At 63.5% G+C, this 23,290-nt stretch carries 21 protein-coding genes; 7 read left to right on the forward strand and 14 right to left on the reverse strand.

What is annotated here, in order from left to right; genetic code table 11:
* The 3 genes from FJV83_RS36760 to FJV83_RS31185 form a co-directional block, all read left to right on the forward strand.
* The coding region (locus FJV83_RS36760; RefSeq protein ID WP_210248241.1) for a hypothetical protein at nucleotides 1-252 on the forward strand (252 nt) is incomplete at its 5' end.
* Between the two features lie 98 nt (nucleotides 253-350).
* Nucleotides 351-1,346: a UDP-glucose 4-epimerase GalE gene (gene galE, locus FJV83_RS31180; RefSeq protein ID WP_095775209.1), complete on the forward strand. Its 996-nt coding sequence runs from the start codon at nucleotides 351-353 to the stop codon at nucleotides 1,344-1,346.
* A gap of 101 nt (nucleotides 1,347-1,447) precedes the next feature.
* Nucleotides 1,448-2,698 (forward strand): D-amino acid dehydrogenase, encoded by a 1,251-nt coding sequence (locus FJV83_RS31185; protein WP_142886962.1) that lies wholly within the window; start codon nucleotides 1,448-1,450, stop codon nucleotides 2,696-2,698.
* Between the two features lie 7 nt (nucleotides 2,699-2,705).
* Here FJV83_RS31185 and FJV83_RS31190 read toward each other — a convergent pair whose 3' ends face one another.
* Nucleotides 2,706-2,915, reverse strand: coding sequence for a hypothetical protein (locus FJV83_RS31190; protein WP_095775211.1), 210 nt, complete (start codon nucleotides 2,913-2,915; stop codon nucleotides 2,706-2,708).
* A 144-nt stretch (nucleotides 2,916-3,059) separates the two neighbouring features.
* On the opposite strand from FJV83_RS31190, the gene FJV83_RS31195 reads away from it, so the two are divergent.
* Nucleotides 3,060-4,886, forward strand: coding sequence for an alanine racemase (locus tag FJV83_RS31195; protein WP_095775212.1), 1,827 nt, complete (start codon nucleotides 3,060-3,062; stop codon nucleotides 4,884-4,886).
* On the opposite strand, the gene FJV83_RS31200 is transcribed toward FJV83_RS31195, so the two are convergent.
* From FJV83_RS31200 to FJV83_RS31230, 7 genes are all read right to left on the reverse strand, one after another.
* Nucleotides 4,887-6,263 carry an FGGY-family carbohydrate kinase gene (locus tag FJV83_RS31200; RefSeq protein WP_142886963.1) on the reverse strand — a complete coding sequence of 459 codons (1,377 nt, stop codon included), beginning with the start codon at nucleotides 6,261-6,263 and terminating at the stop codon, nucleotides 4,887-4,889.
* Nucleotides 6,260-6,577: an L-rhamnose mutarotase gene (gene rhaM, locus FJV83_RS31205; protein WP_095775214.1), complete on the reverse strand. Its 318-nt coding sequence runs from the start codon at nucleotides 6,575-6,577 to the stop codon at nucleotides 6,260-6,262. Before rhaM ends, FJV83_RS31200 begins: the two co-directional genes overlap by 4 nt.
* Nucleotides 6,577-7,572, reverse strand: a complete 996-nt coding sequence (locus tag FJV83_RS31210) for an ABC transporter permease (protein ID WP_142886964.1) — start codon at nucleotides 7,570-7,572, stop codon at nucleotides 6,577-6,579. Before FJV83_RS31210 ends, rhaM begins: the two co-directional genes overlap by 1 nt.
* The gene (locus FJV83_RS31215; RefSeq protein WP_095789797.1) at nucleotides 7,569-8,546 is read right to left on the reverse strand and encodes an ABC transporter permease; all 978 of its coding nucleotides are present in this window, start codon (nucleotides 8,544-8,546) and stop codon (nucleotides 7,569-7,571) included. Before FJV83_RS31215 ends, FJV83_RS31210 begins: the two co-directional genes overlap by 4 nt.
* The gene (locus tag FJV83_RS31220) at nucleotides 8,543-10,084 is read right to left on the reverse strand and encodes a sugar ABC transporter ATP-binding protein (protein WP_142886965.1); all 1,542 of its coding nucleotides are present in this window, start codon (nucleotides 10,082-10,084) and stop codon (nucleotides 8,543-8,545) included. Before FJV83_RS31220 ends, FJV83_RS31215 begins: the two co-directional genes overlap by 4 nt.
* Before the next feature lie 84 nt (nucleotides 10,085-10,168).
* Nucleotides 10,169-11,164 carry a rhamnose ABC transporter substrate-binding protein gene (gene rhaS / locus FJV83_RS31225; protein ID WP_095775218.1) on the reverse strand — a complete coding sequence of 332 codons (996 nt, stop codon included), beginning with the start codon at nucleotides 11,162-11,164 and terminating at the stop codon, nucleotides 10,169-10,171.
* 55 nt (nucleotides 11,165-11,219) lie between these two features.
* Nucleotides 11,220-12,023 carry a DeoR/GlpR family DNA-binding transcription regulator gene (locus tag FJV83_RS31230; protein ID WP_142877423.1) on the reverse strand — a complete coding sequence of 268 codons (804 nt, stop codon included), beginning with the start codon at nucleotides 12,021-12,023 and terminating at the stop codon, nucleotides 11,220-11,222.
* A gap of 184 nt (nucleotides 12,024-12,207) precedes the next feature.
* Here FJV83_RS31230 and FJV83_RS31235 point away from each other — a divergent pair, with 184 nt between their 5' ends.
* The 3 genes from FJV83_RS31235 to ggt all read left to right on the forward strand — a co-directional run bounded on the left by FJV83_RS31235 (nucleotide 12,208) and on the right by ggt (nucleotide 17,541).
* A complete protein-coding gene (locus FJV83_RS31235; protein WP_142877424.1) occupies nucleotides 12,208-14,310 on the forward strand; it encodes a bifunctional rhamnulose-1-phosphate aldolase/short-chain dehydrogenase in 2,103 nt (700 codons plus the stop codon).
* A gap of 99 nt (nucleotides 14,311-14,409) precedes the next feature.
* Complete coding sequence (rhaI, locus tag FJV83_RS31240) at nucleotides 14,410-15,702, forward strand: L-rhamnose catabolism isomerase (protein ID WP_142877425.1); 1,293 nt, start codon at nucleotides 14,410-14,412, stop codon at nucleotides 15,700-15,702.
* Nucleotides 15,703-15,801: 99 nt separating this feature from the next.
* Entirely contained in the window at nucleotides 15,802-17,541 is a 1,740-nt protein-coding gene (ggt, locus tag FJV83_RS31245) for a gamma-glutamyltransferase (protein WP_142886966.1), read from the forward strand.
* Between the two features lie 45 nt (nucleotides 17,542-17,586).
* Here ggt and FJV83_RS31250 read toward each other — a convergent pair whose 3' ends face one another.
* From FJV83_RS31250 to FJV83_RS31275, 6 genes are all read right to left on the reverse strand, one after another.
* Nucleotides 17,587-17,928 carry a hypothetical protein gene (locus FJV83_RS31250; RefSeq protein ID WP_095775222.1) on the reverse strand — a complete coding sequence of 114 codons (342 nt, stop codon included), beginning with the start codon at nucleotides 17,926-17,928 and terminating at the stop codon, nucleotides 17,587-17,589.
* Nucleotides 17,929-18,310: 382 nt separating this feature from the next.
* Nucleotides 18,311-18,799: a hypothetical protein gene (locus tag FJV83_RS31255; protein WP_179296538.1), complete on the reverse strand. Its 489-nt coding sequence runs from the start codon at nucleotides 18,797-18,799 to the stop codon at nucleotides 18,311-18,313.
* A gap of 253 nt (nucleotides 18,800-19,052) precedes the next feature.
* On the reverse strand, nucleotides 19,053-19,493 hold the full coding sequence (locus tag FJV83_RS31260) for a hypothetical protein (protein WP_095775223.1): 441 nt from the start codon (nucleotides 19,491-19,493) through the stop codon (nucleotides 19,053-19,055).
* A 213-nt stretch (nucleotides 19,494-19,706) separates the two neighbouring features.
* Complete coding sequence (locus FJV83_RS31265; RefSeq protein ID WP_095793833.1) at nucleotides 19,707-20,531, reverse strand: alpha/beta hydrolase; 825 nt, start codon at nucleotides 20,529-20,531, stop codon at nucleotides 19,707-19,709.
* A 10-nt stretch (nucleotides 20,532-20,541) separates the two neighbouring features.
* On the reverse strand, nucleotides 20,542-22,029 hold the full coding sequence (locus FJV83_RS31270) for an NAD-dependent succinate-semialdehyde dehydrogenase (RefSeq protein ID WP_142886967.1): 1,488 nt from the start codon (nucleotides 22,027-22,029) through the stop codon (nucleotides 20,542-20,544).
* 16 nt (nucleotides 22,030-22,045) lie between these two features.
* Nucleotides 22,046-23,272 carry an iron-containing alcohol dehydrogenase gene (locus FJV83_RS31275; protein WP_142886968.1) on the reverse strand — a complete coding sequence of 409 codons (1,227 nt, stop codon included), beginning with the start codon at nucleotides 23,270-23,272 and terminating at the stop codon, nucleotides 22,046-22,048.
* Nucleotides 23,273-23,290 lie beyond the last annotated feature (18 nt).

Below are 23,290 nucleotides of genomic sequence, written 5' to 3' on the forward strand. Positions count from 1 at the left end.
GGCGAAGACACGATAGCGCCGCTCCGCGTGGAGCTGGTCGATCGCTTCTTCGAAGAACCGCTGGTAGTTCATGTCCGCTTCCCAATTTTGCGCGGGATCATAATCATTGGCCTATTGGTCGTCCACCGGGCCGTTTTGGTCAAAATGCCACGCCCCGCACCTGTTCCTAACGATGACGGATCGTGGCCTATTCCCACTCCACGACACGCTTTGTGGATCACTTATGTTTCAGCACGATGCCACATTTGGTGAACGCCGGTTACCAAGGGTTCTAATGGCCATGCGGCAGGCTTTCCAGTAAGGCGGTGTTTGAGACAGTTTCCGATAAATCTTGAGATGCGAGGATGCGGATGACGGTTTTGGTGACAGGCGGCGCCGGCTATATCGGCAGCCACATGGTCTGGGAATTGCTGGATGCGGGTGAAAGCGTGGTCGTGCTCGACCGGCTTTCCACCGGCTTCGAATGGGCGGTGGCGCCGGAGGCAAAGCTCGTCGTCGGCGATGTCGCCGACAAGGAATTGGTCGGCGGGATCATCAGGGACAATCATGTCGATGCGATCATCCATTTTGCCGGTTCCATCGTGGTCCCCGAATCGGTCGCCGACCCGCTCGCCTACTACGAGAACAACACCTCGAAGACACGCACGCTGATCGAAACCGCGGTGCGCGAGGGCGTGTCGCATTTCATCTTTTCCTCGACCGCCGCCGTCTATGGCGGCGCCGGGCTGGAGCCGGTGCGCGAGGATGCCCGCCTGGCGCCGGAATCGCCCTATGGCCTGTCCAAGTTGATGAGCGAGTGGATGTTGCGCGATGCCGGCCTCGCGCACGACATCCGTTACACGGCGCTGCGCTATTTCAACGTTGCCGGCGCCGACCCCAGGGGTCGCACCGGCCAGTCGACTCCGGGCGCCACCCACCTCATCAAGGTCGCCTGCGAGACCGCGCTCGGCAAGCGTCCCTTCATGCAGGTGTTCGGCACCGACTACCCGACGCCGGACGGCACCTGCATGCGCGACTATATCCATGTCAGCGACCTGGCAGCTGCGCATCGCCTGGCGCTGCAGCGGCTGCGCGCCGGGGGACAGAGCCTCGTCGCCAATTGCGGCTACAGCCATGGCTATTCGGTGCTCGAGGTCATTGAGAGCGTGCGCCGCGCCTTTGGCCGGGATTTCGAGGTGAAGATGGGCGACCGGCGCCCTGGCGACGCCGCTGCGGTGGTCGCCAATTCAGACCTTGCCCGCGCGGAACTCGGCTGGACGCCACAACGCGACGATCTGGACCAGATCGTTGCCGACGCACTCGCCTGGGAACGCATCCTGACCAGCAAGAACTCCGCCCGCGGCTAAGCCAGCCCCCCAAGGGCTCGCAAGGCGCGCGGCGACGCGCTATGGAAGCAGTCGCGACGCGGCGTGGAGGCGCCGTGCCGCCGAGAGCTTTGGGGGATGGCATGAAGATAACGATGCTCGGCGCCGGCGTTGTCGGCACGGCAGCGGCCTATTACCTGGCCGCCGACGGCCACGAGGTCAACGTGATCGAGCGCCATGCGGCGCCGGCGCGGGGCACCAGCCAGTCCAATGCCGGCCTGGTTTCTCCGGGCGACGCCACCGCCTGGGCCTCGCCAGCGGCGCTGAAGACATTTCTGCGCGGGCTCTACAATCATGATCTCGGCATCAAGGTGCGGCTGCGCTTCGATCCCTATTTCCTCGCCTGGAGCCTGCGTTTCCTGCGCCAATGCACGGTGGCCCGCCTGCGCGCCAACAGCCAGGTCAAGCTGCGCCTGGCGCTCTATTCGCGCGACTGCATCAACGCCATCTCGGCCGACACCGGCATCCACTATGACGAGCGCAAGAAAGGCATCCTCTATTTCTTCCGTTCGCAGCACAGCCTCGACACCGGCACCGACAATTACCGCTATCTGGCCGAGCATGGCCTGCCGATCGAGATCGTCGGCCGCGACCGGCTGGTCCAGCTCGAACCGGGCCTTGCCGGGGTGAAGGAGAAGATCGCCGGCGGCGTCTATTCGCCGATCGACCAGACCGGTGATTCCCGGCAGTTCGTGGAAAAGCTCGCCGCCCATGCCGCCGAAAAGCTCGGTGTGAAATTCCTCTACGGCACGACGGTCGAGGGTCTCGACATTGAGGGCGACCGGGTGCGGTCGGTGATGACTTCGGCCGGACCGGTGACGGGTGATGCCGTGGTCATCTCGATGGGGCCGGAAAGCGGTCTGCTCGGCCGCCGCTACGGTATCGACCTGCCGGTCTATCCGGTGAAGGGCTATACCGCGACCATTCCGCTGGAAGACGAGAGCAAGGGGCCGACCATGGGCGGCGCCGACGAGGACCAGTTGATGGCCTATTCGAGGCTCGGCAACCGGTTGCGGCTGGCTTCGACCGCCGAATTCACCGGCTTCGACCGCACCCACAAACCCAGCGACTTTGTCACCATGTTCAGGACTGCCAGGGACCTCTTCCCCGGCGCATTCGACGAGAAGAAGGCGGAGCTCTGGGCAGGGCTGCGGCCAATGATGCCGGGCTCCGTGCCGGTCATCGGTCAGGCGCGCTACAAAAACCTCTATCTCGACACCGGCCACGGCCATGTCGGCTGGACGATGGCCTGTGGCTCGGGAAAATTCCTGGCCGACCTCGTTGCCGGCCGCAAGCCCGAGATCGACCCGCAGGGACTTGTCTACGTCAACTGATGGAGCACTAGTCGTCGTGCTGGCACCGCGTCCATTGGCCCTGCACCCATTCAGCAAGCCAACCACGCTCAAGCCGCCCAATCTGTGCCAGATTGTCCTGCGTGGTGGTCAGATGGCCGAGGCCGACGACTTCGAAATCTTCGCAGTCCGCAGGATGATCATGTGCGCCGCATGTCAGTTGCCACTCGCCATCGGAATGACGGACGACCAGTGCCACCGGTCTCTCCAATCGAAAGACGTGCCCACATACAATTGCTCTGGTTTCCAACATTGAGACCGTCACTTCTGGCTTTGACAGGTATCAGAAGATGATCTTGAAGATGCACCTGGCCGATAGATTATACAAACCCTGAGAGGAAAAATGTCGGGACCGCAAGTCGCCATCGACCTCGGCCGTATCGAGCGCAACGCACGCACCATTGTTGACCGCTGCGCTTTGTCCGGCATCAAGGTGTTCGGCGTCACCAAGGGCACCTGCGGCATGCCGCAAGTGGCGCGCGCCATGCTGCGCGGCGGCGTCGCCGGCATTGCCGAATCGCGTTTCGAAAACATTCGCCGGCTGCGCGACAGCGGCATCAGCGTGCCGATCATGCTGCTGCGCAGCCCGCCCATGGCGCGCATCGAGGAGGTGGTGCGCACCGTCGACATCAGCCTGCAGTCGGAACTCGCCACCATCCGCGAGATCTCGCGCATCGCCGAGCGCATGGGCCGCGTCCACGACATCATGCTGATGATCGATCTCGGCGACCTCCGCGAAGGCATCTGGCCGAGCGACCTGATCCCCACCGTTGAGCGGATCCTCGAGTTCAAGGGCGTGCGCATCGCCGGCATCGGCACCAATCTCGGCTGTTTCGGCGCCATCATGCCGACGCCGGAAAATCTTGGGCAACTCGTCGCCCACGCCTACAAGACGGAGCGCCTGTCGGGCAAAAGTCTCGACTGGATCTCCGGCGGGGCTTCGTCGTCGCTGACGCTGCTGCTCGAAGGCACACTTCCGGCCGGCATCAACAATCTCAGGGTCGGCGAGGCGATCCTGCAAGGCGGCGTCGAAACCTTTCGCGATGTGCCATGGGATGAACTCGAGCCCGACGCGTGCCGCCTGACCGGCGACATCATCGAGGTCAAGCTCAAGCCGTCGCGGCCGATTGGCGAGTCCGGCTACGACGCTTTCGGCAACCAACCGGTCTTTCCCGACGAGGGCGACAGGCTGCGCGCCATCGCCAATATCGGCCGCGAGGACGTGCTGGTCGAAGGGCTGACGCCGATCGCCAGGGGGATCAGGGTGCTCGGCGCCTCCAGCGACCATCTGCTGCTCGACGTGCAGGACGCCGACCCGCGCCCCGCTGTGGGAGATCGCGTCGCCTTTCGCATGAGCTACGGCGCCATGCTGCTGGCGATGACGTCGGAGTATGTCGAGAAGGCGCCGATGCATGACGTCGCGGACTTTTCCGGCCGCAAGATGGTGTCGATCTCGGCCGAACAGGAAGCCGCCGGCATTCTTGCCCGCGAGGGGACCGGCGCGCGGCTGGAGGCGATGAATTTCGACGTCGTGGAACTCACCGATGTCGAGCGGCCGCCCTCGGGGCTGATCCGGCTGAGTGCCGGCGCCGATCGCCGTATCGCCCACAAGGCGCTGACTGCGACGGGGCGCGCAACGCATTCCTTCGGCCTGATCTGGATCGATTCCATCGCCGCGCTGATGCCGGAAGACGAAGAGGGCATCGACCTGCCGGAAGGTTCGGTGCTGGCCCGTACCCTCGGCCTCGATCACAAGGCCGGCGCGCTGCAGCCGCAGCTGTCGCCGGAAAATGTCGTCATCGTGGGTCTGCGCCATGCCGATCCGGCGGAGGCGCGGGTGCTGAAGGATTCGCGCGTGTCGGCCTTCACCATGACCGATATCGACGCCATGGGCATGCGCGACCTTATGCATGAGGCGATCCGCATCGCCACGTCGGGCACACAGGGCTTTCATCTCAGCTATTCCCCAACGGCGACCGAATTCGCCGGCTGGGCGGCCGGCTCCGGCGGGCTGACCGTGCGCGAGACGCATCAGGCGATGGAGGCGATCGCGCTGTCGGGCGGGCTTTTGTCGATGGATGTTTCGGGGCTGAGCAAGGATATCGAGCCCAGGATCGGCGCTGACACCGTGAACTTCGTCATGTCGGCCTTCGGCAAGCGGATCCTGTGATCAGCCCCGCGACTCGACCGCCGCGCGCCATGCACTGGCATAGTCGGCCCAGGCCGGGTCGGTCGGCGGTTCCGGTCGCTCGCCTTTGCCGTGCGCCGTGACCAGATCGGACGCCAGCAGTGCCGCGCCGATGCTAGTTCCCGTGGCGGCTTCGGAGGCGACCACGGCGCGGCCTGTGCTTGCGGCCAGCATGCCGACGAACAGGCGATTGCGGGCAAACGGGCCTTCGACGGTGGTCGGGCCATCGCCGCCGATCAGGTCGAGGCAGGTCGCCGTCATCAGTGCCAGGTAGAACGAGATGGAGGCAAAGCGCTGGCCATTGTTCATGCCGTCGGCATTGAGCCATGTCGCGGCCTGATGCGGGAACGGCCCTGATCCCTGTTGCGTCGACGGCAGCAGCAATGTCTTCCGCGCGAGCACGGCCCGGACATCATCGTCGGTCCAAGTCTCCGGCCGGCCTTCCGTCAGCACGGAAAACTCGCGGCCGCCCATGAAACGGGCCGAGAGGACGGGGTCGCCCAGCGCATTGACATTGACCAGCGTATCGCGCGCCGCATCCAACGCAATCTCTCTGCCGCCGACCGCCATCGACACCACCCAGGTGCCGGTCGAGACGACCGAGAAGGGTGGCGCGTCGGACAGGAGATGCGGCAGCAGCGAGGCGTTGGAATCGTGCAGGCCGCAGAACACTGGGGTTTGCGCATCAAGGCCGGTGCGCGCGGCAAGCGCTGGCAGGATCGGACCGAGGCGATCCCTGGCCGGCCGCACCGGTGCCATCAGGCGGCGCCAATCCAACCGATCGACCAGCGACGAAAAGTCAGCATGCCATGGATTCCACAGATCGGTGTGGCAACCGAGCGAGGTCACTTCGTTGGCGGCAACGCCGGTCAGGCGCAGCGCCCAGTATTGCGGGTACATCAGAATCGCGGCCGCATGCGCGAACGCGGCCGGAAAGCATTTCTGCTGCCAAAAAAATTGCGCGCCGAGATTGAGGCCGAGCGGCAGGCGCGGTGTGCCGGTCTCGGTGAAGGGCGGTCGAACAGCGTCATAGTCCGCCGCCAGCCTGTCGGGGCCGTCGAACTCATAGTCGAGCATCGGCAGCACCAGTTCGCCAGAGGCGTCGACCAGCGCACCTGTCGCGCCATGCGTGGTGATCGAGATGGCGGCGATCGGCTGTTCGCGGTTGAGATCGGCAAGGCTGTCGAGAATGAATGTCCATAGCGCCTCGACATCGTGATGCGGGTAGGGCGCTTGCCGCACCGGCGCATTCGCCATCCGGCGCAGCGCTACCTCGCTCAAGGTTGCGAGGTCGACCAGCGCCACCTTGGCGTTGGTCTTGCCGATGTCGATGACGGCGATGTGGCGCAGAGCACTCATGCCATCTGGAACACAGTTTCCAGCGGCACGGCCACCGGCTCGTTGTCCGGCTTCGTTTCCATGATGTCGGCCATGTGAGCCCACCAGCGCTGCATCACAGGATGCTTCGGCAATTCGGCCATGCCGTGATCGTCGCGCCGCCACAGCACGCCGAACAGGATGTTGGTCTCTTCGTCGAGATGGATCGAATAGTCGGACACGCCGGCCTGTTTCAAGAGCGCGACCAGCGACGGCCAAATCTCGTCATGGCGCTTCCTGTACTCGGCCTTCATGCCCGGTTTGAGCTTCATCTTGAACGCGTATTTCTCAGGCATCAGCTGCTACCCCGCAGCCGCCGCCAGACGATCGGCAGCGCGATGACGATGATCAGCAGCACGCCGATGAAGATCGACATGACGATGCCGGGCACGTTGAGCAGGCCGAGCCCGAATGTCACCAGCCCCATGATGAACGCGGCGAGCACGACGCCGACAATGCTGCCGGCGCCCCCCAGAATGCTGACGCCGCCGAGCACCACCATGGTGATGACTTCCAGCTCATAGCCTTGCGCGATCGACGGCCGTGTCGAGCCGAGCCGCGAGGTGATCAGCACCGAGGCTATACCCGACATCAGCCCGGTCAGGCAGAACAGGATGAATTTGATACGCCCGACGCGCACGCCGGAAAACTGCGCCGCGACCGGATTGTTGCCGATGGCGAAGACGCGGCGGCCGAAACTCGTGCGATGCAGGAGGAACCAGTAGACGACGGCGGCGACGAGGAAGAGCACCAGCTCGAACGACACCACCCACCAGACATAGCCCTGGCCGAAGAAGGCGAAGCTTTCGGGATAGCCCTTGTAGGCCTGGTCGCCGAGGATGATGAAGGCGATGCCGCGGAACAGGCTCATCGTGCCGATGGTGACGACGATGGACGGCAAGCCGAGCCGTGTCACCAACAGCCCGTTGAAGGCGCCGCAGCCAAGCCCGACCACAATGCCGATCAGCACCAGCACCGGTGTACCCGCACCCGCCTGCACCGCCATGCCCATCATGGTCGATGCCAGCGCGATGATGGCGGCGACCGACAGGTCGATTTCGCCGGAGATGATCAGCAGCGCCATGGCAAAGGCGATCAGGCCCTTCTCAGTGAAGTTGAAGGTCAGATCGGACAGCGAATAGGGATCGAGGAAATAGGGCGAGGCGAAGCTGTTGATGGCGAAGATGGCGACGGCCACCACGACCAGCAGTGCCTCCCAGGAAAAGATCGCCGAAGACAGCGGCCTGTCGAGCCGGTCGGGAATATGGCGTGGGGCAGGGATGTCGGTCATGCCGCCTCCGCCTTTCTCAGGATGATCCGGCCTTGCTGGCGTTCGCCGCGCGCGTTGAGCACGACGGCCAGGATGATGGCACTGCCCGAAATCGCCATCTGCCAGAAGGGCGAGATGTTGATGACCGGGAGCGCGTTGGAGATGATGCCGAGGAACAACGCGCCAAGCACCGCGCCGCCGACCGAGCCGATGCCGCCGGCGATCGAGATGCCGCCGATGACGCAGGCGGCGATGATGTTGAGCTCATAGCCGTTGGCGACCTCGACCGAGGCGATGACGTAGCGCGAGATCCACAGGTAGCCGGCAAGCCCGCCGATCATGCCGGAGATGCAGAAGACAATGAATTTCGTGCGGCCGACATCGATGCCGGTATAGACCGACGCCGTCGGGTTGACGCCGATCGCATAGATCGAGCGGCCGAGCGCGGTGCGCGTCATCAGCACGAAGAACAGCGCGATGACCAGTATGGCGATCCAGGACAGCACCGGAATGCCGAGGAAGGCGGCGCGCTGGAAACCGATGAAATCCGGGCTCATCTTGTCGGCATTGACCCAGGCGCCGCCTGACAGGACGAAGGTGGCGCCGCGATAGATGGTGAGCGTCCCCAAAGTGACCACGATCGAAGGGATGTTCAGCCGCCATACCAGAAGGCCGTTGATGGCGCCGAGCACCAGCCCGACCGTCAGCGCGATGACGATCAGTGCCGGGATCGGGATTGCCGGGTGTGCGGCGTTCAGCATCGCCACCACCATGCCGGTGAAGCAGAGATTGGAGGCCATGGACAGGTCGATCGACCGCGTCAGGATGATCACCATCTGGCCGAGCGCCAGGATCATCAGGATAGAGGTGTCGTTGAATACCTGGCGCAGGTTGCCGGGGTCGGCGAAGGCCGGGAAGCGGGTCGAGATCAGCCCGATCAGCACGATGATGGCCGCGGCCAGCCAGATCTCGCGGTATTTCAGAAAGGCTTTCATGCCGCGATCCCCGCTGCCGTCCGCACCAGCGTCTCGGCGTCCAGCCCCTTATTGTCATAGACCGCCGCGACAAGGCCCTCGCGCATGACCACCACCCGGTCGGACATGCCGAGTATCTCCGGCAGTTCCGACGACACCATGATCACCGACAGGCCCTGCGCCACCAGCTCGGCCATGAAGCCGTGCACGGCGGCCTTGGAACCGATGTCGATGCCCTTGGTCGGCTCATCGAGGATGATCACCTTGGGCGCGGTCGCCAGCCATTTGGCGATGACGATCTTCTGCTGGTTGCCGCCCGACAGCGTGCCGACATCCTGGCTGAGCGACGAGGCCCTGAGATCAAGCCGCTCGGTGTAGGAACGGGCGAGCGAAAATTCTTCGGCCAGCCGCAGCAAGCCAGATTTGGAGGTGCGCTTGAGCGAGGGCAGCGAGACGTTCTGGAAGATCGGCAGGCCGATCACCACGCCTTGCTTGCCGCGCTCTTCCGGCACATAGACGATGCCGGCCTCGATCGAATCCGCCGCCGATTTCGGCGCGATCGTCTTGCCTTCCAGCGTGATCGTGCCGCCCGTGGTGCGGGTGATGCCTGAAATCGCCTGCATCACCTCGCTGCGGCCGGCGCCGACGAGGCCGTAGAAGCCGAGTATTTCGCCTTTGTGTAGTTCGAAGCCGATGTCGTTGAACTCGGTCGGGTGCGACAGGCCGGCGACGGACAGCACCGGCGCACCGATCTCGGCCTTGCGCTGCGGGAAAATATGATCGACCGAGCGGCCGACCATCATGCGCACGATCTGGCTCTGGCCGGCATCCTTGATCAGGCCTTCGCCAACCATCTCGCCGTCGCGGAACACCGTGTAGCGGTCGGCGATGCGGTAGATCTCGTCGAACTTGTGGCTGATGAACAGGATCGCCTTGCCTTCCTCCTTGAGGAATTCGATGAGCAGGAAAAGCTCCTCGATCTCCTTCATCGAAAGGGCGGCTGTCGGCTCGTCCATGATGACGATCTGCGCGTCGATCGACATGGCGCGCGCCACCGCGACCAGATGCTTGTTGGCGATGCCGAGGTCTTTCAGACGCGCATCGGCCTCGATATGGCCGGCATGCATCGTGTCGAGCACTTCGCGGGCATTCTTACGCATCGTGCGCCAGTCGATGGTGCCTAGCCGCGTGCGCGGCGCGTGGCCGAGAAAGATGTTTTCGGCGACGCTCAGATCGTCGAACAGCACGGTTTCCTGATGGATGGCGGTGACGCCATGGCCGAAGGCGGCATGCGCGCTGGGCAAGCTGACGGCCCGGCCGTCGATGCTGATCGTGCCCGAATCCGGCTGGTAGATTCCGGTCATGATCTTGACCAGCGTCGACTTGCCGGCGCCGTTCTCGCCGATCAATGCCGTCACCTGGCCGGGATAGAGCGACAGGCTGACATTGTGCAGCGCGCGCACGCCGGGAAAGCTCTTGGAGATGCCGGACAGCGTCAGCCGTGGCGTGGAGGCCGCTGGCCTCTGCTTAACCGTGCCGTGCTGGGCTGTCGTGTCCATGGTCGTATCAAGCCCTGAAACAAGGTCCGTCTAAAATCGCGGCGGGACGTGAGCCCCGCCGCGACGGCTTGAGAGGGTCCCAGATCAATAGATCTTGGAGAACTTCTCGATGTTGGTCTTGTCGAACTGGAAGGGCGGAGCCATCGCAGCCGAGTTGGTATCGTCGAGCGTGACCTTGCCGACGCGGCCGATCGACAGCGTGGCACCGGGCTTGGCCTCTTCCTTCTTCACCGCCAGGTCGTGGGCGAGGTAGACGGCCGAGTAGCCGAGGTCGATCGGGTTCCACAGCGCAACCGCCTGGCTGGCGCCGTTGTCGATGAACTTCTTGAACTCGGACGGCAGCGCAAGGCCGGTGACATTGACCTTGCCGATCAGCTTCTCGTCGGTGACGACCTGGGCGGCGGCAACGACGCCGACGGTGGTCGGCGCGATGATCGCCTTGAGGTTCGGATAGGACTTCAGCAGGCCCTTGGCTTCGTCGGTGCTCTTGGCCGAATCGTCATCGCCATAGACGGTGGCGACAAGCTTGATCTTGGGGAACTTCTCCGGCAGCACCTTCTTGGCCGCGTCGATCCAGGCGTTCTGGTTGGTCGCGGTCGAGGAGGCCGACAGGATGGCGACATCGCCGCCTTCCGGCAGATAATCGGCGGCAAGCTTGATGATGGTCTCGCCGATCAGGCCGGTGTCGGACGGGTTGAGGTGAAGCTGGCGGCCTTCCTTGGCAACGCCCGAATCCCAGGAGATGACGGTGATGCCGCGCTCCATGGCCTTCTTCAGCACCGGCACCAGCGCGTCGGCGTCATTGGCCGAAATGGCGATGGCGTTGACCTTCTGCGCGATCAGCGAATTGACCACTTCGATCTGCGCTTCGGCGGTTGCCTTGGTCGGGCCGGTGTAGATGATGTCGACATCGCCGAGTTCCTTGGCCGCCTCCTCGGCGCCCTTGTTGGCGGCGTCGAAGAAGCCGTTGCCGAGCGACTTCACCACCAGTGCGATCTTGACGTTCTCGGCATAGGCGGCATTCACGAACATGGCGGCCGAGAATGCGGCCGTCACCATCAATTTCTTCAAAAAGCTCATCGCATATCCTCCCTTGAGCGTTGCATTCCATCGCCGCTGCGGGCGTGAGTTGGTCTCAGGCCTGCAGTGAAGATTCTTCCTTTGCCGTCTTGCGGGCGACGATCAGCGTCACGCCCGCGGTCTCCAACATCTTGGCTTCGTGATCCTCGATGCCGTCGTCGGTGATGACGGTGGCGATGCGCGACAGCCCGCACAGGATCAGGCTGGAGCGCTTTCGGAATTTCGAGGAATCGACCAGCACCACCAGCTCGTCGGCCTGGTCGATCAGCTTCTGCTCCGCCTGGATCAGCAGCGGGTCGCCTTCCATCAGGCCGAGCGGTCCAAGCCCTTGGGCGCCCATGAACATGCGGCGCGCGTAGAAATTGCGGGTCACGTCATTGTCGAAGGGCGACAGGATGATGTTCTGCTCGCGATAGATGGTGCCGCCCGACAGCATCACCGTGTTCTTCGAGTGCTTGAGCAGATGCTCGGCGATCGGGAACGAATTGGTGAAGATCGGCATGCGCCGCCCAGTCAGGAAATGCACCATCTGGAAGGTGGTGGTGCCGCCATTGATGATGATCGGCTCGCCATCCCCGCACAATTCGACCGCCTCGCGAGCGATCGCCCGCTTCTGTGAAGCGTTGATCGTTTCGTTGACGGAAAAGGGCCGACCGGCCAAGCCGATGAATTGCGGCGGCGAGATTGCCTCGGCGCCACCGCGCACCCGGCGCAGGCGCTTCTGGACGTGCAGAGCCGCGATATCGCGCCGGATCGTCGCCTCGGACGACTCCGTCAGGTCGACCATCTCCTGCACCGTCACCACAGGCTTTTCCTGGACGGCGGACAGAATGATCCTGTGGCGCTCTTTTTCGTGCATGGTTCCTCCCTGCCTGGCCATCTAGGCACTCAAAACGAGCAGTGTCAATCATTTCCGATCAAATAATTTCATTGTGCAGTGCAATATGATCGATATTGATCGTTTATGATTGACAAGCGAGGCGCTTGCGTAGACATTCCCGGCAAAATGGACTGCGGCTTTTGCGTCCCAGGGAGGATAACCTATGCTCGACAAGCGCTCCGGCTCGCGCCTTGCCAATTTGTGGGACGATGCGAAGGCCAAGGGGATGAGCGATCCCGAGCTTCTGGTCTATCGCTCGAACACGCTCGGTTCCGACAAGCGCGTCACCAACTATGGCGGCGGCAACACCTCCTCCAAGATATGGCAGAAGGATCCGCTCAGCGGCGAGAACGTCGAAGTGCTGTGGGTCAAGGGTTCGGGCGGCGACAGCGCCTCGATCAAGCTCGACGGTTTTGCCACCCTCTACATGGACAAATTGCGCGCGCTGAAAGGCCTTTATCGCGGCGTCGAGCATGAGGACGAGATGGTGGGATATCTGCCCCACTGCACCTTCAACCTCAATCCGCGCGCGGCCTCGATCGACACGCCGCTGCACGCCTATGTGCCGAAGCCTTTCGTCGACCACATGCATCCCGATGCCATCATCGCCATTGCCGCGGCGAAGGATTCCGAAGCGCTGACCAAGGAGATCTTCGGCGACGCCATCGGCTGGCTGCCATGGAAGCGGCCGGGCTTCGAACTCGGCCTTTGGCTGGAGAAATTCTGCCTCGAACATCCCGCCGCCAAGGGCGTCATCCTCGAAAGCCACGGCCTGTTCACCTGGGGCGACACGCCCAAGGAATGCTACGAGACGACGATTTCGGTGATCAACCAGGCGATCGAGTGGTTCGAACGCCGCTCCGAGGGCCTCGCCATCTTCGGCGGCGAAGTGGTCAAGTCGCTCGATGCCGCTACCCGCCGCGCCATCGCGGCGAAACTGATGCCGAAAATCCGCGGCCTGATCTCGGAAAAGAGCCACAAGCTCGGCCATTTCGACGATTCCGCCGCCGTGCTCGAATTCGTCAACTCCAGGGATTTGCGCCCGCTGGCGGCACTCGGCACTTCTTGCCCGGACCATTTCCTGCGCACCAAGATCCGCCCGCTGGTCATCGAGTTCGATCCGGCGAAGCCCGATGTCGATGCGGTCATTGCACGCCTCGCCGACGACATCGCCGAATACCGCGTCGGCTACCAGGCCTATTACGACAGCTGCAAGCATCCAGACTCGCCTGCCATCCGCGATCCCAACGCCGTGGTCTATCTGATGCCTGGCGTCGGCATGTTCACCTTCGCCGGCGACAAGGCGACGGCGCGAATTTCCGGCGAATTCTACGTCAACGCCATCAACGTCATGCGCGGTGCCTCGACCGTTTCATCCTATGTCGGCCTGCCCGCCCAGGAAGCCTTCGACATCGAATACTGGCTGCTCGAAGATCTGAAGCTGCAGCGCATGCCGAAGCCGAAATCGCTCGCCGGCCAGATCGCGCTAGTCACCGGTGGCGCCGGCGGCATTGGCCGGGCGACCGCCAACCGCCTGCTGCGCGAAGGCGCCTGCGTGGTGCTGGCCGATATCGATGAGGCTGCACTGGCCAGCGCCAATGAGGAACTGGCGAAGGCCTATGGCAAGGATTTCGTCCGCCCGGTGGTGATCAACGTGACCGCGGAAGACCAGGTGGTCTCGGGCTTTGCCGAGACGGCGGTCGAGTTTGGCGGCATCGACATTCTGGTCTCCAACGCGGGTCTCGCCTCCTCGGCGCCGATCGAGGAGACGTCGCTGGCGCTGTGGAACAAGAACATGGACATCCTGTCGACCGGCTATTTCCTGGTCTCGCGGGAAGCGTTCCGGCTGTTCCGGGTGCAGAAGATCGGCGGCAATGTCGTCTTCGTCGCCTCCAAGAACGGTCTTGCCGCCTCGCCCAACGCTGCCGCCTATTGCACGGCCAAGGCCGCCGAAATCCATCTCGCCCGGTGTCTCGCCCTGGAAGGCGCGGAAGCGCAGATCAGGGTCAATGTCGTCAATCCGGACGCCGTGCTGCGCGGCTCGAAGATCTGGACGGGCGAGTGGAAGGAACAGCGCGCCGCCGCCTACAAGATGTCTACGGACGATCTTGAAGAGCATTACCGCTCGCGCTCGATGCTGAAGCGCTCGGTCTTCCCGGAAGACATCGCCGAGGCGATCTATTTCTTCGCTTCCGACATGTCGGCCAAGTCGACCGGCAACATCATCAACGTCGACGCCGGCAACGCGCAGAGCTTTACGCGCTGATTTGGAGCGTTTCCCTTCTCCCCGTCTAAGGGGAGAAGGTGCCCGTAGGGCGGATGAGGGGCGGCGCCAGCCGAACACATTCTTGGGAGGAACCAGCACTTGTCCGAAACCATCATTTCCGCCGAAATCGTCGAAAAAGATAACACCGCGCGCAAGCCCGACCTCGAGCGCGACTACGCCTCGCTCGGCGAACGTCTCGACCGCCGCGGCATCGCCATCGACGCCATCCGCGACAAGGTCGAGAAATTTGCGGTTGCCATCCCCTCCTGGGGCGTCGGCACCGGCGGCACGCGCTTTGCCCGCTTTCCCGGCGCCGGCGAGCCGCGCGATATCTTCGACAAGATCGAGGATTGTGCCGTCATCAGCCAGCTGACGCAGGCGACGCCGACCGTCTCGTTGCACATTCCATGGGACAAGACTGACCCGAACCGGCTGAAGCAGGCGGCCTCGCGCTTCGGCCTCGGCTTCGATGCCATGAATTCCAACACATTCTCCGACGCCAGGGACCAGAAACTCTCCTACAAATTCGGTTCGCTGTCGCACGCCGACGCCGGCACCCGCCGGCAGGCGGTTGAGCACAATCTCGAATGCATCGAGATCGGCAAGACGCTCGGCTCCAAGGCACTGACGGTGTGGATCGGCGACGGCTCGAATTTTCCGGGCCAGGTCAATTTCGCCAAAGCCTTCGAGCGCTACCTCGACGCCATGAAGGAGATTTATGCCGGGCTGCCCGCCGACTGGAAACTGTTCACCGAACACAAGATGTACGAGCCGGCCTTCTATTCCACGGTCGTGCAGGACTGGGGCACCAATTACCTTATCGCCAAGGAACTGGGCGACAAGGCTTTCTGCCTGGTCGACCTCGGCCACCACGCGCCCAATGTCAACATCGAGATGATCGTGTCGCGGCTGATCCAGTTCAAGAAACTCGGCGGCTTCCATTTCAACGATTCGAAATATGGCGACGACGATCTCGACGCCGGTTCGATCGATCCTTATCGGCTGTTCCTGGTCTTCAACGAACTGGTCGATGCCGAACTGTCCGGCGCCGAGGGTTTCGATCCCGCCCACATGCTCGACCAGAGCCACAACGTCACCGATCCGATCGAAAGCCTGATGTTGTCGGCGGTCGAGGTGCAGCGCGCCTATGCGCAGGCGCTGCTGGTCGACCGCAAGGCGCTGGAAGTTTTTCAGGACGGCAATGACGCGCTGATGGCGACCCAGACGCTGAAGGCGGCCTATCGCACCGATGTCGAGCCGATCCTCGCCATGGCACGGCTGAAAACCGGGGGCGCCATCGATCCGGTCGCCACCTACCGGGCGGCGGGCTACCGCGCCAAGGTCGCGGCCGAACGCCCGGCTGTTGTTGGCGGCTCGGGCGGAATTGTCTGACACGCCTGACATCTGAATTGATCCGCCTGGCCCACCGTTGGTGGTGGACTCGGCCGCTGCGACGGGCTCTTCTAGGCTTCCCCGCCAGGAGAACCCGCCATGCACCTCACCCGTCGGACACTGATCGCCGCCAGTCTTTCCATCACCTTCGCGCTGGCGCCATTGACGAGCGTCTTTGCCGCGTCGCCAGCACCTGCCAAGGGCGAGCACGGCATGGTGGTGACGGCCCAGCATCTGGCGTCGGAAATCGGCGTCGAGGTCTTGAAGAAGGGCGGCAATGCCGTCGATGCGGCGGTCGCTGTCGGCTATGCGCTGGCCGTCGTCTACCCCAATGCCGGCAACATTGGCGGCGGCGGCTTTATGACCATCCGTTTCGCCGATGGCAAATCGACCTTCCTCGATTTTCGCGAGCGCGCGCCGCTGGCCGCGTTCAAGACCATGTATCTCGACAAGGATGGCAACCCGGTGAAGGGCGCCAGCCTCGACGGTTATCTCGCCGTCGGCGTGCCGGGCTCGGTGGCCGGTTTCGAAATAGCGCGCGAAAAATATGGCACACTGTCAAGACAAGAGCTGATGGCGCCGGCGATCGCCTATGCCAGGGACGGTTTCATCCTCAATCAGGGCGATGCCGCCTCGTTCGCCGGCAACGCTGAAAGGTTGGCGAAGGACCCGGCGGCGGCCGCCGCCTTCCTGAAACCCGATGGCAAGCCCTATGGCATTGGCGAGCGGCTCACCCAACCGGATCTTGCTGGCTCGCTCTCGGCGATATCCGAGAAAGGCCCCGACGCCTTCTACAAAGGCGCCATCGCTGACGCCATCGTCAAGGCGAGCGGCGCCAGGGGCGGCATCCTGGCCAAGCAGGACTTCGAGCAATATGCGGTGCGTGAACTGAAACCGGTCACCTGCTCCTATCGCGGCTATGAGATCACTTCCTCGCCGCCGCCAAGCTCCGGTGGCGTCATCATCTGCGAAATCCTCAACGTGCTGGAAGGCTACCCGTTGTCCTATCTCGGCGCCGGCTCGGCCGAGACCGTGCATGTCATGGTCGAGGCGATGCGCCATGCCTATGTCGACCGCAACTCCGCGCTCGGCGATCCTGATTTCGTCGACAATCCGGTCTCGAAATTGCTGGACAAGAGCTACGCCAAGGACATCCGCGACAAGATCGACCCATTCCGGGCCGGCGTGTCGCAGGACCTGATGCCGAAGGGTTTTGGCGAGTCGAAGGAGACGACACACTATTCCATCATCGACAAGGACGGCAACGCGGTGGCCGTCACCTACACGCTGAACGGCTCCTTCGGGGCCGGCGTCGTCGCGGGCGGCACCGGCATCTTGCTCAACAACGAGATGGACGATTTCACCCAGAAGCCGGGCGTGCCCAACCTCTATGGGTTGGTCCAGGGCGAGGCCAATGCCATTCAGCCGAAGAAGACGCCGCTGTCATCGATGAGCCCGACCATCGTGGCCAAGGACGGCAAGCCGTTCATGGTCATCGGCAGCCCCGGCGGCTCGCGCATCATCACCATCACGCTGGAAGCGATCGTCAACGTCATCGACCACGGCATGAACATCCAGGAGGCGATCGACGCACCGCGCATCCACCATCAATGGCTGCCCGATAAAGTCTATGTCGAGCCGTTCGGCCTGTCGCCGGACACCGAAAGACTGCTGGCCGGCATGGGCTACCACCTCGATCTGAGTGACCAGACCTGGGGGCAGGCGGCCGGCATTCTCGTTGGTGGCAAGAGCCTGGCGGAGATCGGGAAGGGCGGCGGCGCGCGCTACAATGGCGCCATCGACAGCCGGGCGGCCTCTGGCGAGGCGCTCGGATATTGATGCCGGGGTGGGTGCTTGGACAGGGTCGCGGCCCGGCAAGGACCGTCAGGTAACCAGCGTGATGGTCGATGCGATCAGCATCAGGGCGGCGATGCCGACGAACAGCGCGTAGATGCGCGGCCGGTCAAGCAGAAGCGCGTTTCCGGAGATCCATGCCGAGGTGGCGCCGCCGAGCGCGAAGAGGAACCCGTTGCGATGGCCGAAGGTCAACGACGCGGCCATCAGCCCGCCGATGATCAGGGCGCCGAACACGATGATCACGGCGACCGCGTATTTCTCGAAATCATTGTTGCCGATCCCTGGTCCGATCGCATTCAGATTGGGCAGGTCGTCCGGATCGAAAGGGTTCGCCGACCCATATTCGTCTTGACCGATCGATTCTCGCATCACTCGTTCTCCGCAGACCGGCAACAAACCATCAACACTTGCCGAGTGCAACCCGATCGCACGTCCCTCTCTGTGTCGACCGTCACCTTCAACACGTTCCGGCGGCGCTTGTCACCGATTTTCCGGCCGCCTGGGTCGAATGCAACACGTGTCCGCGTTTGGATGGCGCCCCACCATCCTATTCTATTTGGACCATGTTCGCGGGAAAAAGATGATGCCGCGCGTCAATTTCAGCGCCGCAACGTCCTGCGCGACTGCGGCGGGGAGTCGCAGCGCTGCGTGAGGCGGGCAATTGTCGACTGGGAAGGCGTTCGCGGTGCGGGAAAGGAACACCGCCCTTGCTGAACGCCTGCCTCGGTAGGATGGTGGGCACCTCGCGCCCTCATTCCTGTGAAGGGGAGGCGCTCAATCGACGATAGGGCACGCCATCGAAGCTTGCCGTCACAAAATCCGTGACGGACATCTTGCGCTTGCGTCCGTCGCTGCAGGCGTAGACCGGCCAACCGGCATCGCTGCATTCGCTGGCAGCGCAGATACGCGCCAGGCAGTTACCGATAGTCAATCGGAAGCCGCCCTTGCCGGCGAAGCCTTGCAACAAGCTGCCGTCCGCCGAGCGCCAGGTCCGCGCACGGAATTCCGCCCGCAAAAACAATGGTTCGAGAGAGACCGCAAGATTGGTTTCGCCGGCACGTCCTGAAAACTGCAGACGGAAGCGCGCCATTGCAGTCGTGTATGCGGTCACAAGATCCGATTCGCGAAGATAGGAGATCGGCAGGTTGGAGCGGTCAAGCAGATGAGACATGCGCTCGCTTGCCTCTACCGGCGCCAGCAAGACAACAAAGGTAAGAAAGGCGAAGCAGGCTCGCGACATTTTCCAGCAGCCACATCGATCTCGGCCTGCCGGTTTGGCCCCGGTTGCCCCCAGTAACATCCCGCCAATCGTCGCCCCGTGCAAGCCGCTTGCTGAGGCAGTCCAAGGCGGCCGAGAGCGCAATTCGCAAGGCCACCGAGTTAAACCGCTTGGAACCGAAGGGGGGACCCGCATCGACGAATTTGCGCGGGCGATGGCGCGGTATGCTCGGCGTTTGCGGCAAGGAGGAACACATGCCACCAGCCGGGGTTCCTTAGCTGGCGCGGGCCGGCGGCAGCTCAAACAGGTTGGCGCCGTTCTCCTGACCGCGCTCGGCATAGCCGATAATGCCGAACCATCGGGCGACGTCAGGCCCCTGCAGCCAGCTGCGCGAATGGATGGGAAGGTTGCCGGCGAGCGCCTGGATGTGCCTGATATGTCGCTTGCAGAAGCGCACGGTCGAGGCGCGGAAAAAGTCCTCCTGCGCGGCAAACAGCGTATCGGCGGCGTCGCTGTTCTCATGCCAGGCGATGATTGCCACGGCCTTCTCGCCCTCCACCAGCGCGTGCGCCCGGCCTTCCTTCAGATTCATCATCAGATTGTCGTAGGCGATCTTGCTGTCCTTGCCGGCCGCCGCGTACTCCTCCGACATCCGCTTGGACAGGCCATGAAACACATCCTCGAGATCCCCGAGCGTTGCTGCGCGTGCTCTCATTTCACCTCCTGCAGCCCCGGCAGGGAGTTTGCCCTAAGGGTGAGGGATCACCAAGCAAATCGAATCCGCTGAATGGCCAATGAGAGCAAAGCTGTTTCGCTAGGCGAGTCGCCTGGTCGCGCAATAGGGCCAAGTCCCGAGGTTGCGCAACTGCCCACCGAGCGGTGCACATCACACTGCGACCTCCTCATTCGGGTCGGCTCGGCATTGCCTCTAGAAGAGGGTCGTTTCAATCGTCTGCATCAGGCAATCGCCAGCTTGCGTACCGATGATGCCGAGATCCCGTACGCTCGTCATATGGTTCCGGTCATTCAGGCAAAGGTCGCGGACACCGTGCCCCTGCGCGCGCAGGAGCGTTCCGAAGTCGGCCGCCTGCTGGTGAAAAGGGGGCGTTTCCTGGTCCCCGACGAGAATGGTCACTGCCGTCTTCGGGTCATGCTGCCGCGTCATTGGCGTGAAGGCAGCTGCCTCCTCGTCGGTGATGCCGATCAACGGCTCGAGGAAGGATTTCTGCAGGGGCTTCAGGTCGTAGAGGCCACCCAGCAGCAGCGCTGCGTGGATGCGTGACGGCATTGGCGCCTTTTCAAATAGGAATGTGGCCAGGTGCGCGCCAGCCGAATGGCCGCTGACGCTGATCCGGCCTGGATCGCCGCCATGGTCGACGATGTTGTCCAGCACCCATTGTTTGGCGCGCCGGACCTGCTCCACGATCGCCGCCATCCTGAACTCGGGCATCAGCGCATAATCGACGATGACCGCGATCGCACCGGCTTGGGTGACTGTGTTCGCCACATAGGAATAGTCACCCCTTGAAAACATGCGCCAGTAGCCGCCGTGGATGAAAATATGAACGGGAAGATTCTGACGCTCGCCCGGCGGAAAGAACAGGTCGAGCCTCTCGGCCTCGCCGTTGCCATAGGCGACATCAGCCACCATGGGCAGCGTCGCCCGGGTCGTGGCGCTGCGCGCCACGATATCGGCCACGATGTCATCAAAGTCGGCAACGTGGTCGCGGGTGCGGAAGGGGTCTTTCTGCATGGCTGCCCGATCAGAAGGTAACGGCGATATACTTCGCCTCCATGAACTCGGCGATGCCGTGGTGCTGGCCGCCCTCGCGACCCAGGCCGCTCTGCTTGACGCCGCCGAAGGGGGCCGCGGGATCCGACATCAGCCCCCGATTGAGGCCGATCATGCCGGCTTCGATCCGCGATGCCACCCGCAATCCTCGGCCGACATCGCGCGTATAGATATAGGCGGCAAGGCCGTATTCCGTGTTGTTGGCGTGCATGATGGCTTCGGCCTCGGTCTCGAATCGCGTGATGGGCGCTACCGGCCCGAAGATCTCCTCATGCGCCATGTCGGCATCGGACGGAACCTGCGACAGGACCGTCGGCGGATAAAAGAAGCCTTCCGCTTCCGGGATAGAGCCGCCGCAAAGCACCTTGGCTCCCCGGCCCACGGCGTCCTTGACCAGGCGGTCGATCTTGTCGACCGCCTTTCTGGTGATCATCGGCCCGCACTCGGTATCCGCACTCATGCCTGGTCCGACCTTGAGAGCTGCCATGCGTTTGCGAAGGCCGTCGGCGAACGCGTCATGGATGCCCGACTGAACATAGATGCGGTTGGCGGCTGTACAGGCCTCGCCGGCATTGCGCATCTTCGCGATCATGGCGCCGTCGAGCGCGGCATCGAGGTCGGCATCGTCGAAAACGACGAATGGTGCATTGCCGCCGAGTTCCATCGAGCAGGAGACCACATGCTTGGCGGCTTCGCCAAGCAAGGTTCGTCCGACGCCTGTCGAGCCGGTGAAAGAGAGCTTCCTGACGCGCGCATCGGCCAGCATGGCCGAGGTCAGCGGACCGGGACTGGTCGTGGTGAGCACGTTGACGACGCCGGCCGGAACGCCGGCCTCGCTGTAGAGCGCGGCCAGCGCATAGGCCGTCAGCGGCGTCTCGCTGGCCGGCTTCAGGATCACCGTGCAACCGGCCGCCAATGCCGGCGCGATTTTTCGTGTCGCCATCGCGGCCGGAAAATTCCAGGGCGTGATCAGCACGCAGATGCCGATCGGCTCATAGTCGACCACGATGCGGTTGGTGCCGGACGGCGCGGTGCCGAACTCGCCGGTGATGCGAACCGCTTCTTCCGCGTTCCAGCGGAAGAACTCGGCGGCGTACGCAACCTCGCCGCGCGCGTCGCGCAGAGCCTTGCCGTTCTCCAGCGAGATCAGCATGGCGAGCGTTTCCGATCGCTCGACCATGAGTTCGAAACAGCGCCTGAGGATTTCCGAGCGCTTGCGTGGCGCTGTCCCCCGCCATGCCGTCGCCGCCATGGCCGCCGCATCGACGGCTGCCAAGGCATCCTCGAGCGTCGCGTCGGGAACCGCTGCAATGACGGATCCCGACGCAGGATCGACGACGTCGATGACCCGGCCGTCGGAAGATGGTCGCCATCTGCCGTCGATGTAGAGTCCGTGCGAAAAGCCGCGAACATCATAGTCGTCCTGGTCGATCCACAGCGCATTGGGAGGAAGGTTCATGGTCTTGTTCCGTGGATTACATGGCGCAGGCTGCGAGGTCGCCGTCATGGGCGGCCTGGACCAGGCGTCGCATGGCGGTGAGATTGAAGGGGCGCGGGTTGTTCTTGATCAGGCGATCGATGCCGAGCGCCTGATCGGCGGTCCAGTCGAGCTTGTCGGCGGGAAGGCCGAGATCGGCCAGCGTCGGCGTGATGCCGATCGCAATGAATAGCCGTCGGATTTCCTCGATTGTGGCGTCCGCCATCTCCCCGGTGCTCCGCCCCTTGGCCTCAAGGCCAAGCGCTGCGCCGATCTCGGCCATTTCGGCGGCGACCACGCGGCTGTTGTAGGTCATGACGTAGGGCATCATCGTCGCGACGCCCAATCCGTGCGCCGTGTGGGTGAGGGCGCCCGCGGGATATTGCACGGCATGCGCCGCCGCGGTGCCGGCGGTGCCGAATGCGCAGCCCGCCGCCAGCGCGCCCATCATCACATCGGCGCGCGCATCGGCATCGGTGCCGTCGGTGCAGGCTTTCTCCAGGCTGCGGCCCAGCAGTTTTATGGCCAGCAGGGCGAAATGGTCGGTCAGCGCGGTCTTGCCGATGAAGACATGCTGTTGCGCCAGGCTGGGGTCCTCGCCGCGCCGCTTCGCGGTGAAAGCCTCGATCGCATGGGTCAAGGCATCGGCGCCGGCTATCGCGGTCAGGGCAGGGGGGCAGGTCATCGTCAGTTCGGGGTCGCACAAGGCAACCGCCGCGATCAGATAGGGGCTCGATATGCCGACCTTCAGCGTCCGGTCCGGATCGGAGATCACCGCGACGGGCGTCACTTCGGAGCCGGTTCCCGCGGTGGTGGGCACGGCGATCAGCGGCAGCGTCGGGCCGGGCACCTTGAACTCCCCATAGTAGTCCAGAAGCTTGCCGCCATGGCTGAGCAGCAGGCCGGCGCATTTGGCGAAATCGAGGCAGCTGCCGCCGCCGATGCCGATCACCATCTCGGGCTGGAATTTTTCGGCCTCGTCGACGCAAGTGCCGACGCTGTCGCGTGGCACGTCGGGAAGCACGCGGTCATGCACAAGCACCTCGATCGAGGCGGCCTGGAGCGATTTGACAATTTCCGCGAACACCGCCGTGCCGGCGAAACGCTCGTCCGTACAGACCAGGGCGCGCCGGCCGAACCTGCTGGCGACTGTCGGCAGCACATGGCGCTGGCCTTTCCCGAAAAGGATTTCACGCGGAAGCCGGAGGGCGGCGAAGAGGCTCATGATGATCTTTTGTCCTTT

This window comes from Mesorhizobium sp. WSM4307, assembly GCF_007003945.1.
Lineage (GTDB): Bacteria > Pseudomonadota > Alphaproteobacteria > Rhizobiales > Rhizobiaceae > Mesorhizobium.

What these genes read in the sequence shown, in the direction of transcription:
- FJV83_RS31215 (WP_095789797.1), bottom strand. Translation starts at nt 8,546, where the DNA reads ATGAAAGCCTTTCTGAAATACCGCGAGATCTGGCTGGCCGCGGCCATC.
- rhaM (WP_095775214.1), bottom strand. Translation starts at nt 6,577, where the DNA reads ATGCCTGAGAAATACGCGTTCAAGATGAAGCTCAAACCGGGCATGAAG.
- FJV83_RS31270 (WP_142886967.1), bottom strand. Translation starts at nt 22,029, where the DNA reads ATGAACCTTCCTCCCAATGCGCTGTGGATCGACCAGGACGACTATGAT.
- FJV83_RS31200 (WP_142886963.1), bottom strand. Translation starts at nt 6,263, where the DNA reads ATGAGTGCTCTGCGCCACATCGCCGTCATCGACATCGGCAAGACCAAC.
- galE (WP_095775209.1), top strand. Translation starts at nt 351, where the DNA reads ATGACGGTTTTGGTGACAGGCGGCGCCGGCTATATCGGCAGCCACATG.
- FJV83_RS31275 (WP_142886968.1), bottom strand. Translation starts at nt 23,272, where the DNA reads ATGAGCCTCTTCGCCGCCCTCCGGCTTCCGCGTGAAATCCTTTTCGGG.
- FJV83_RS31255 (WP_179296538.1), bottom strand. Translation starts at nt 18,799, where the DNA reads ATGTCGCGAGCCTGCTTCGCCTTTCTTACCTTTGTTGTCTTGCTGGCG.
- rhaS (WP_095775218.1), bottom strand. Translation starts at nt 11,164, where the DNA reads ATGAGCTTTTTGAAGAAATTGATGGTGACGGCCGCATTCTCGGCCGCC.
- FJV83_RS31235 (WP_142877424.1), top strand. Translation starts at nt 12,208, where the DNA reads ATGCTCGACAAGCGCTCCGGCTCGCGCCTTGCCAATTTGTGGGACGAT.
- FJV83_RS31195 (WP_095775212.1), top strand. Translation starts at nt 3,060, where the DNA reads ATGTCGGGACCGCAAGTCGCCATCGACCTCGGCCGTATCGAGCGCAAC.
- FJV83_RS31185 (WP_142886962.1), top strand. Translation starts at nt 1,448, where the DNA reads ATGAAGATAACGATGCTCGGCGCCGGCGTTGTCGGCACGGCAGCGGCC.
- FJV83_RS31230 (WP_142877423.1), bottom strand. Translation starts at nt 12,023, where the DNA reads ATGCACGAAAAAGAGCGCCACAGGATCATTCTGTCCGCCGTCCAGGAA.
- FJV83_RS31265 (WP_095793833.1), bottom strand. Translation starts at nt 20,531, where the DNA reads ATGCAGAAAGACCCCTTCCGCACCCGCGACCACGTTGCCGACTTTGAT.
- FJV83_RS31220 (WP_142886965.1), bottom strand. Translation starts at nt 10,084, where the DNA reads ATGGACACGACAGCCCAGCACGGCACGGTTAAGCAGAGGCCAGCGGCC.
- FJV83_RS31210 (WP_142886964.1), bottom strand. Translation starts at nt 7,572, where the DNA reads ATGACCGACATCCCTGCCCCACGCCATATTCCCGACCGGCTCGACAGG.
- ggt (WP_142886966.1), top strand. Translation starts at nt 15,802, where the DNA reads ATGCACCTCACCCGTCGGACACTGATCGCCGCCAGTCTTTCCATCACC.
- FJV83_RS31250 (WP_095775222.1), bottom strand. Translation starts at nt 17,928, where the DNA reads ATGCGAGAATCGATCGGTCAAGACGAATATGGGTCGGCGAACCCTTTC.
- FJV83_RS31260 (WP_095775223.1), bottom strand. Translation starts at nt 19,493, where the DNA reads ATGAGAGCACGCGCAGCAACGCTCGGGGATCTCGAGGATGTGTTTCAT.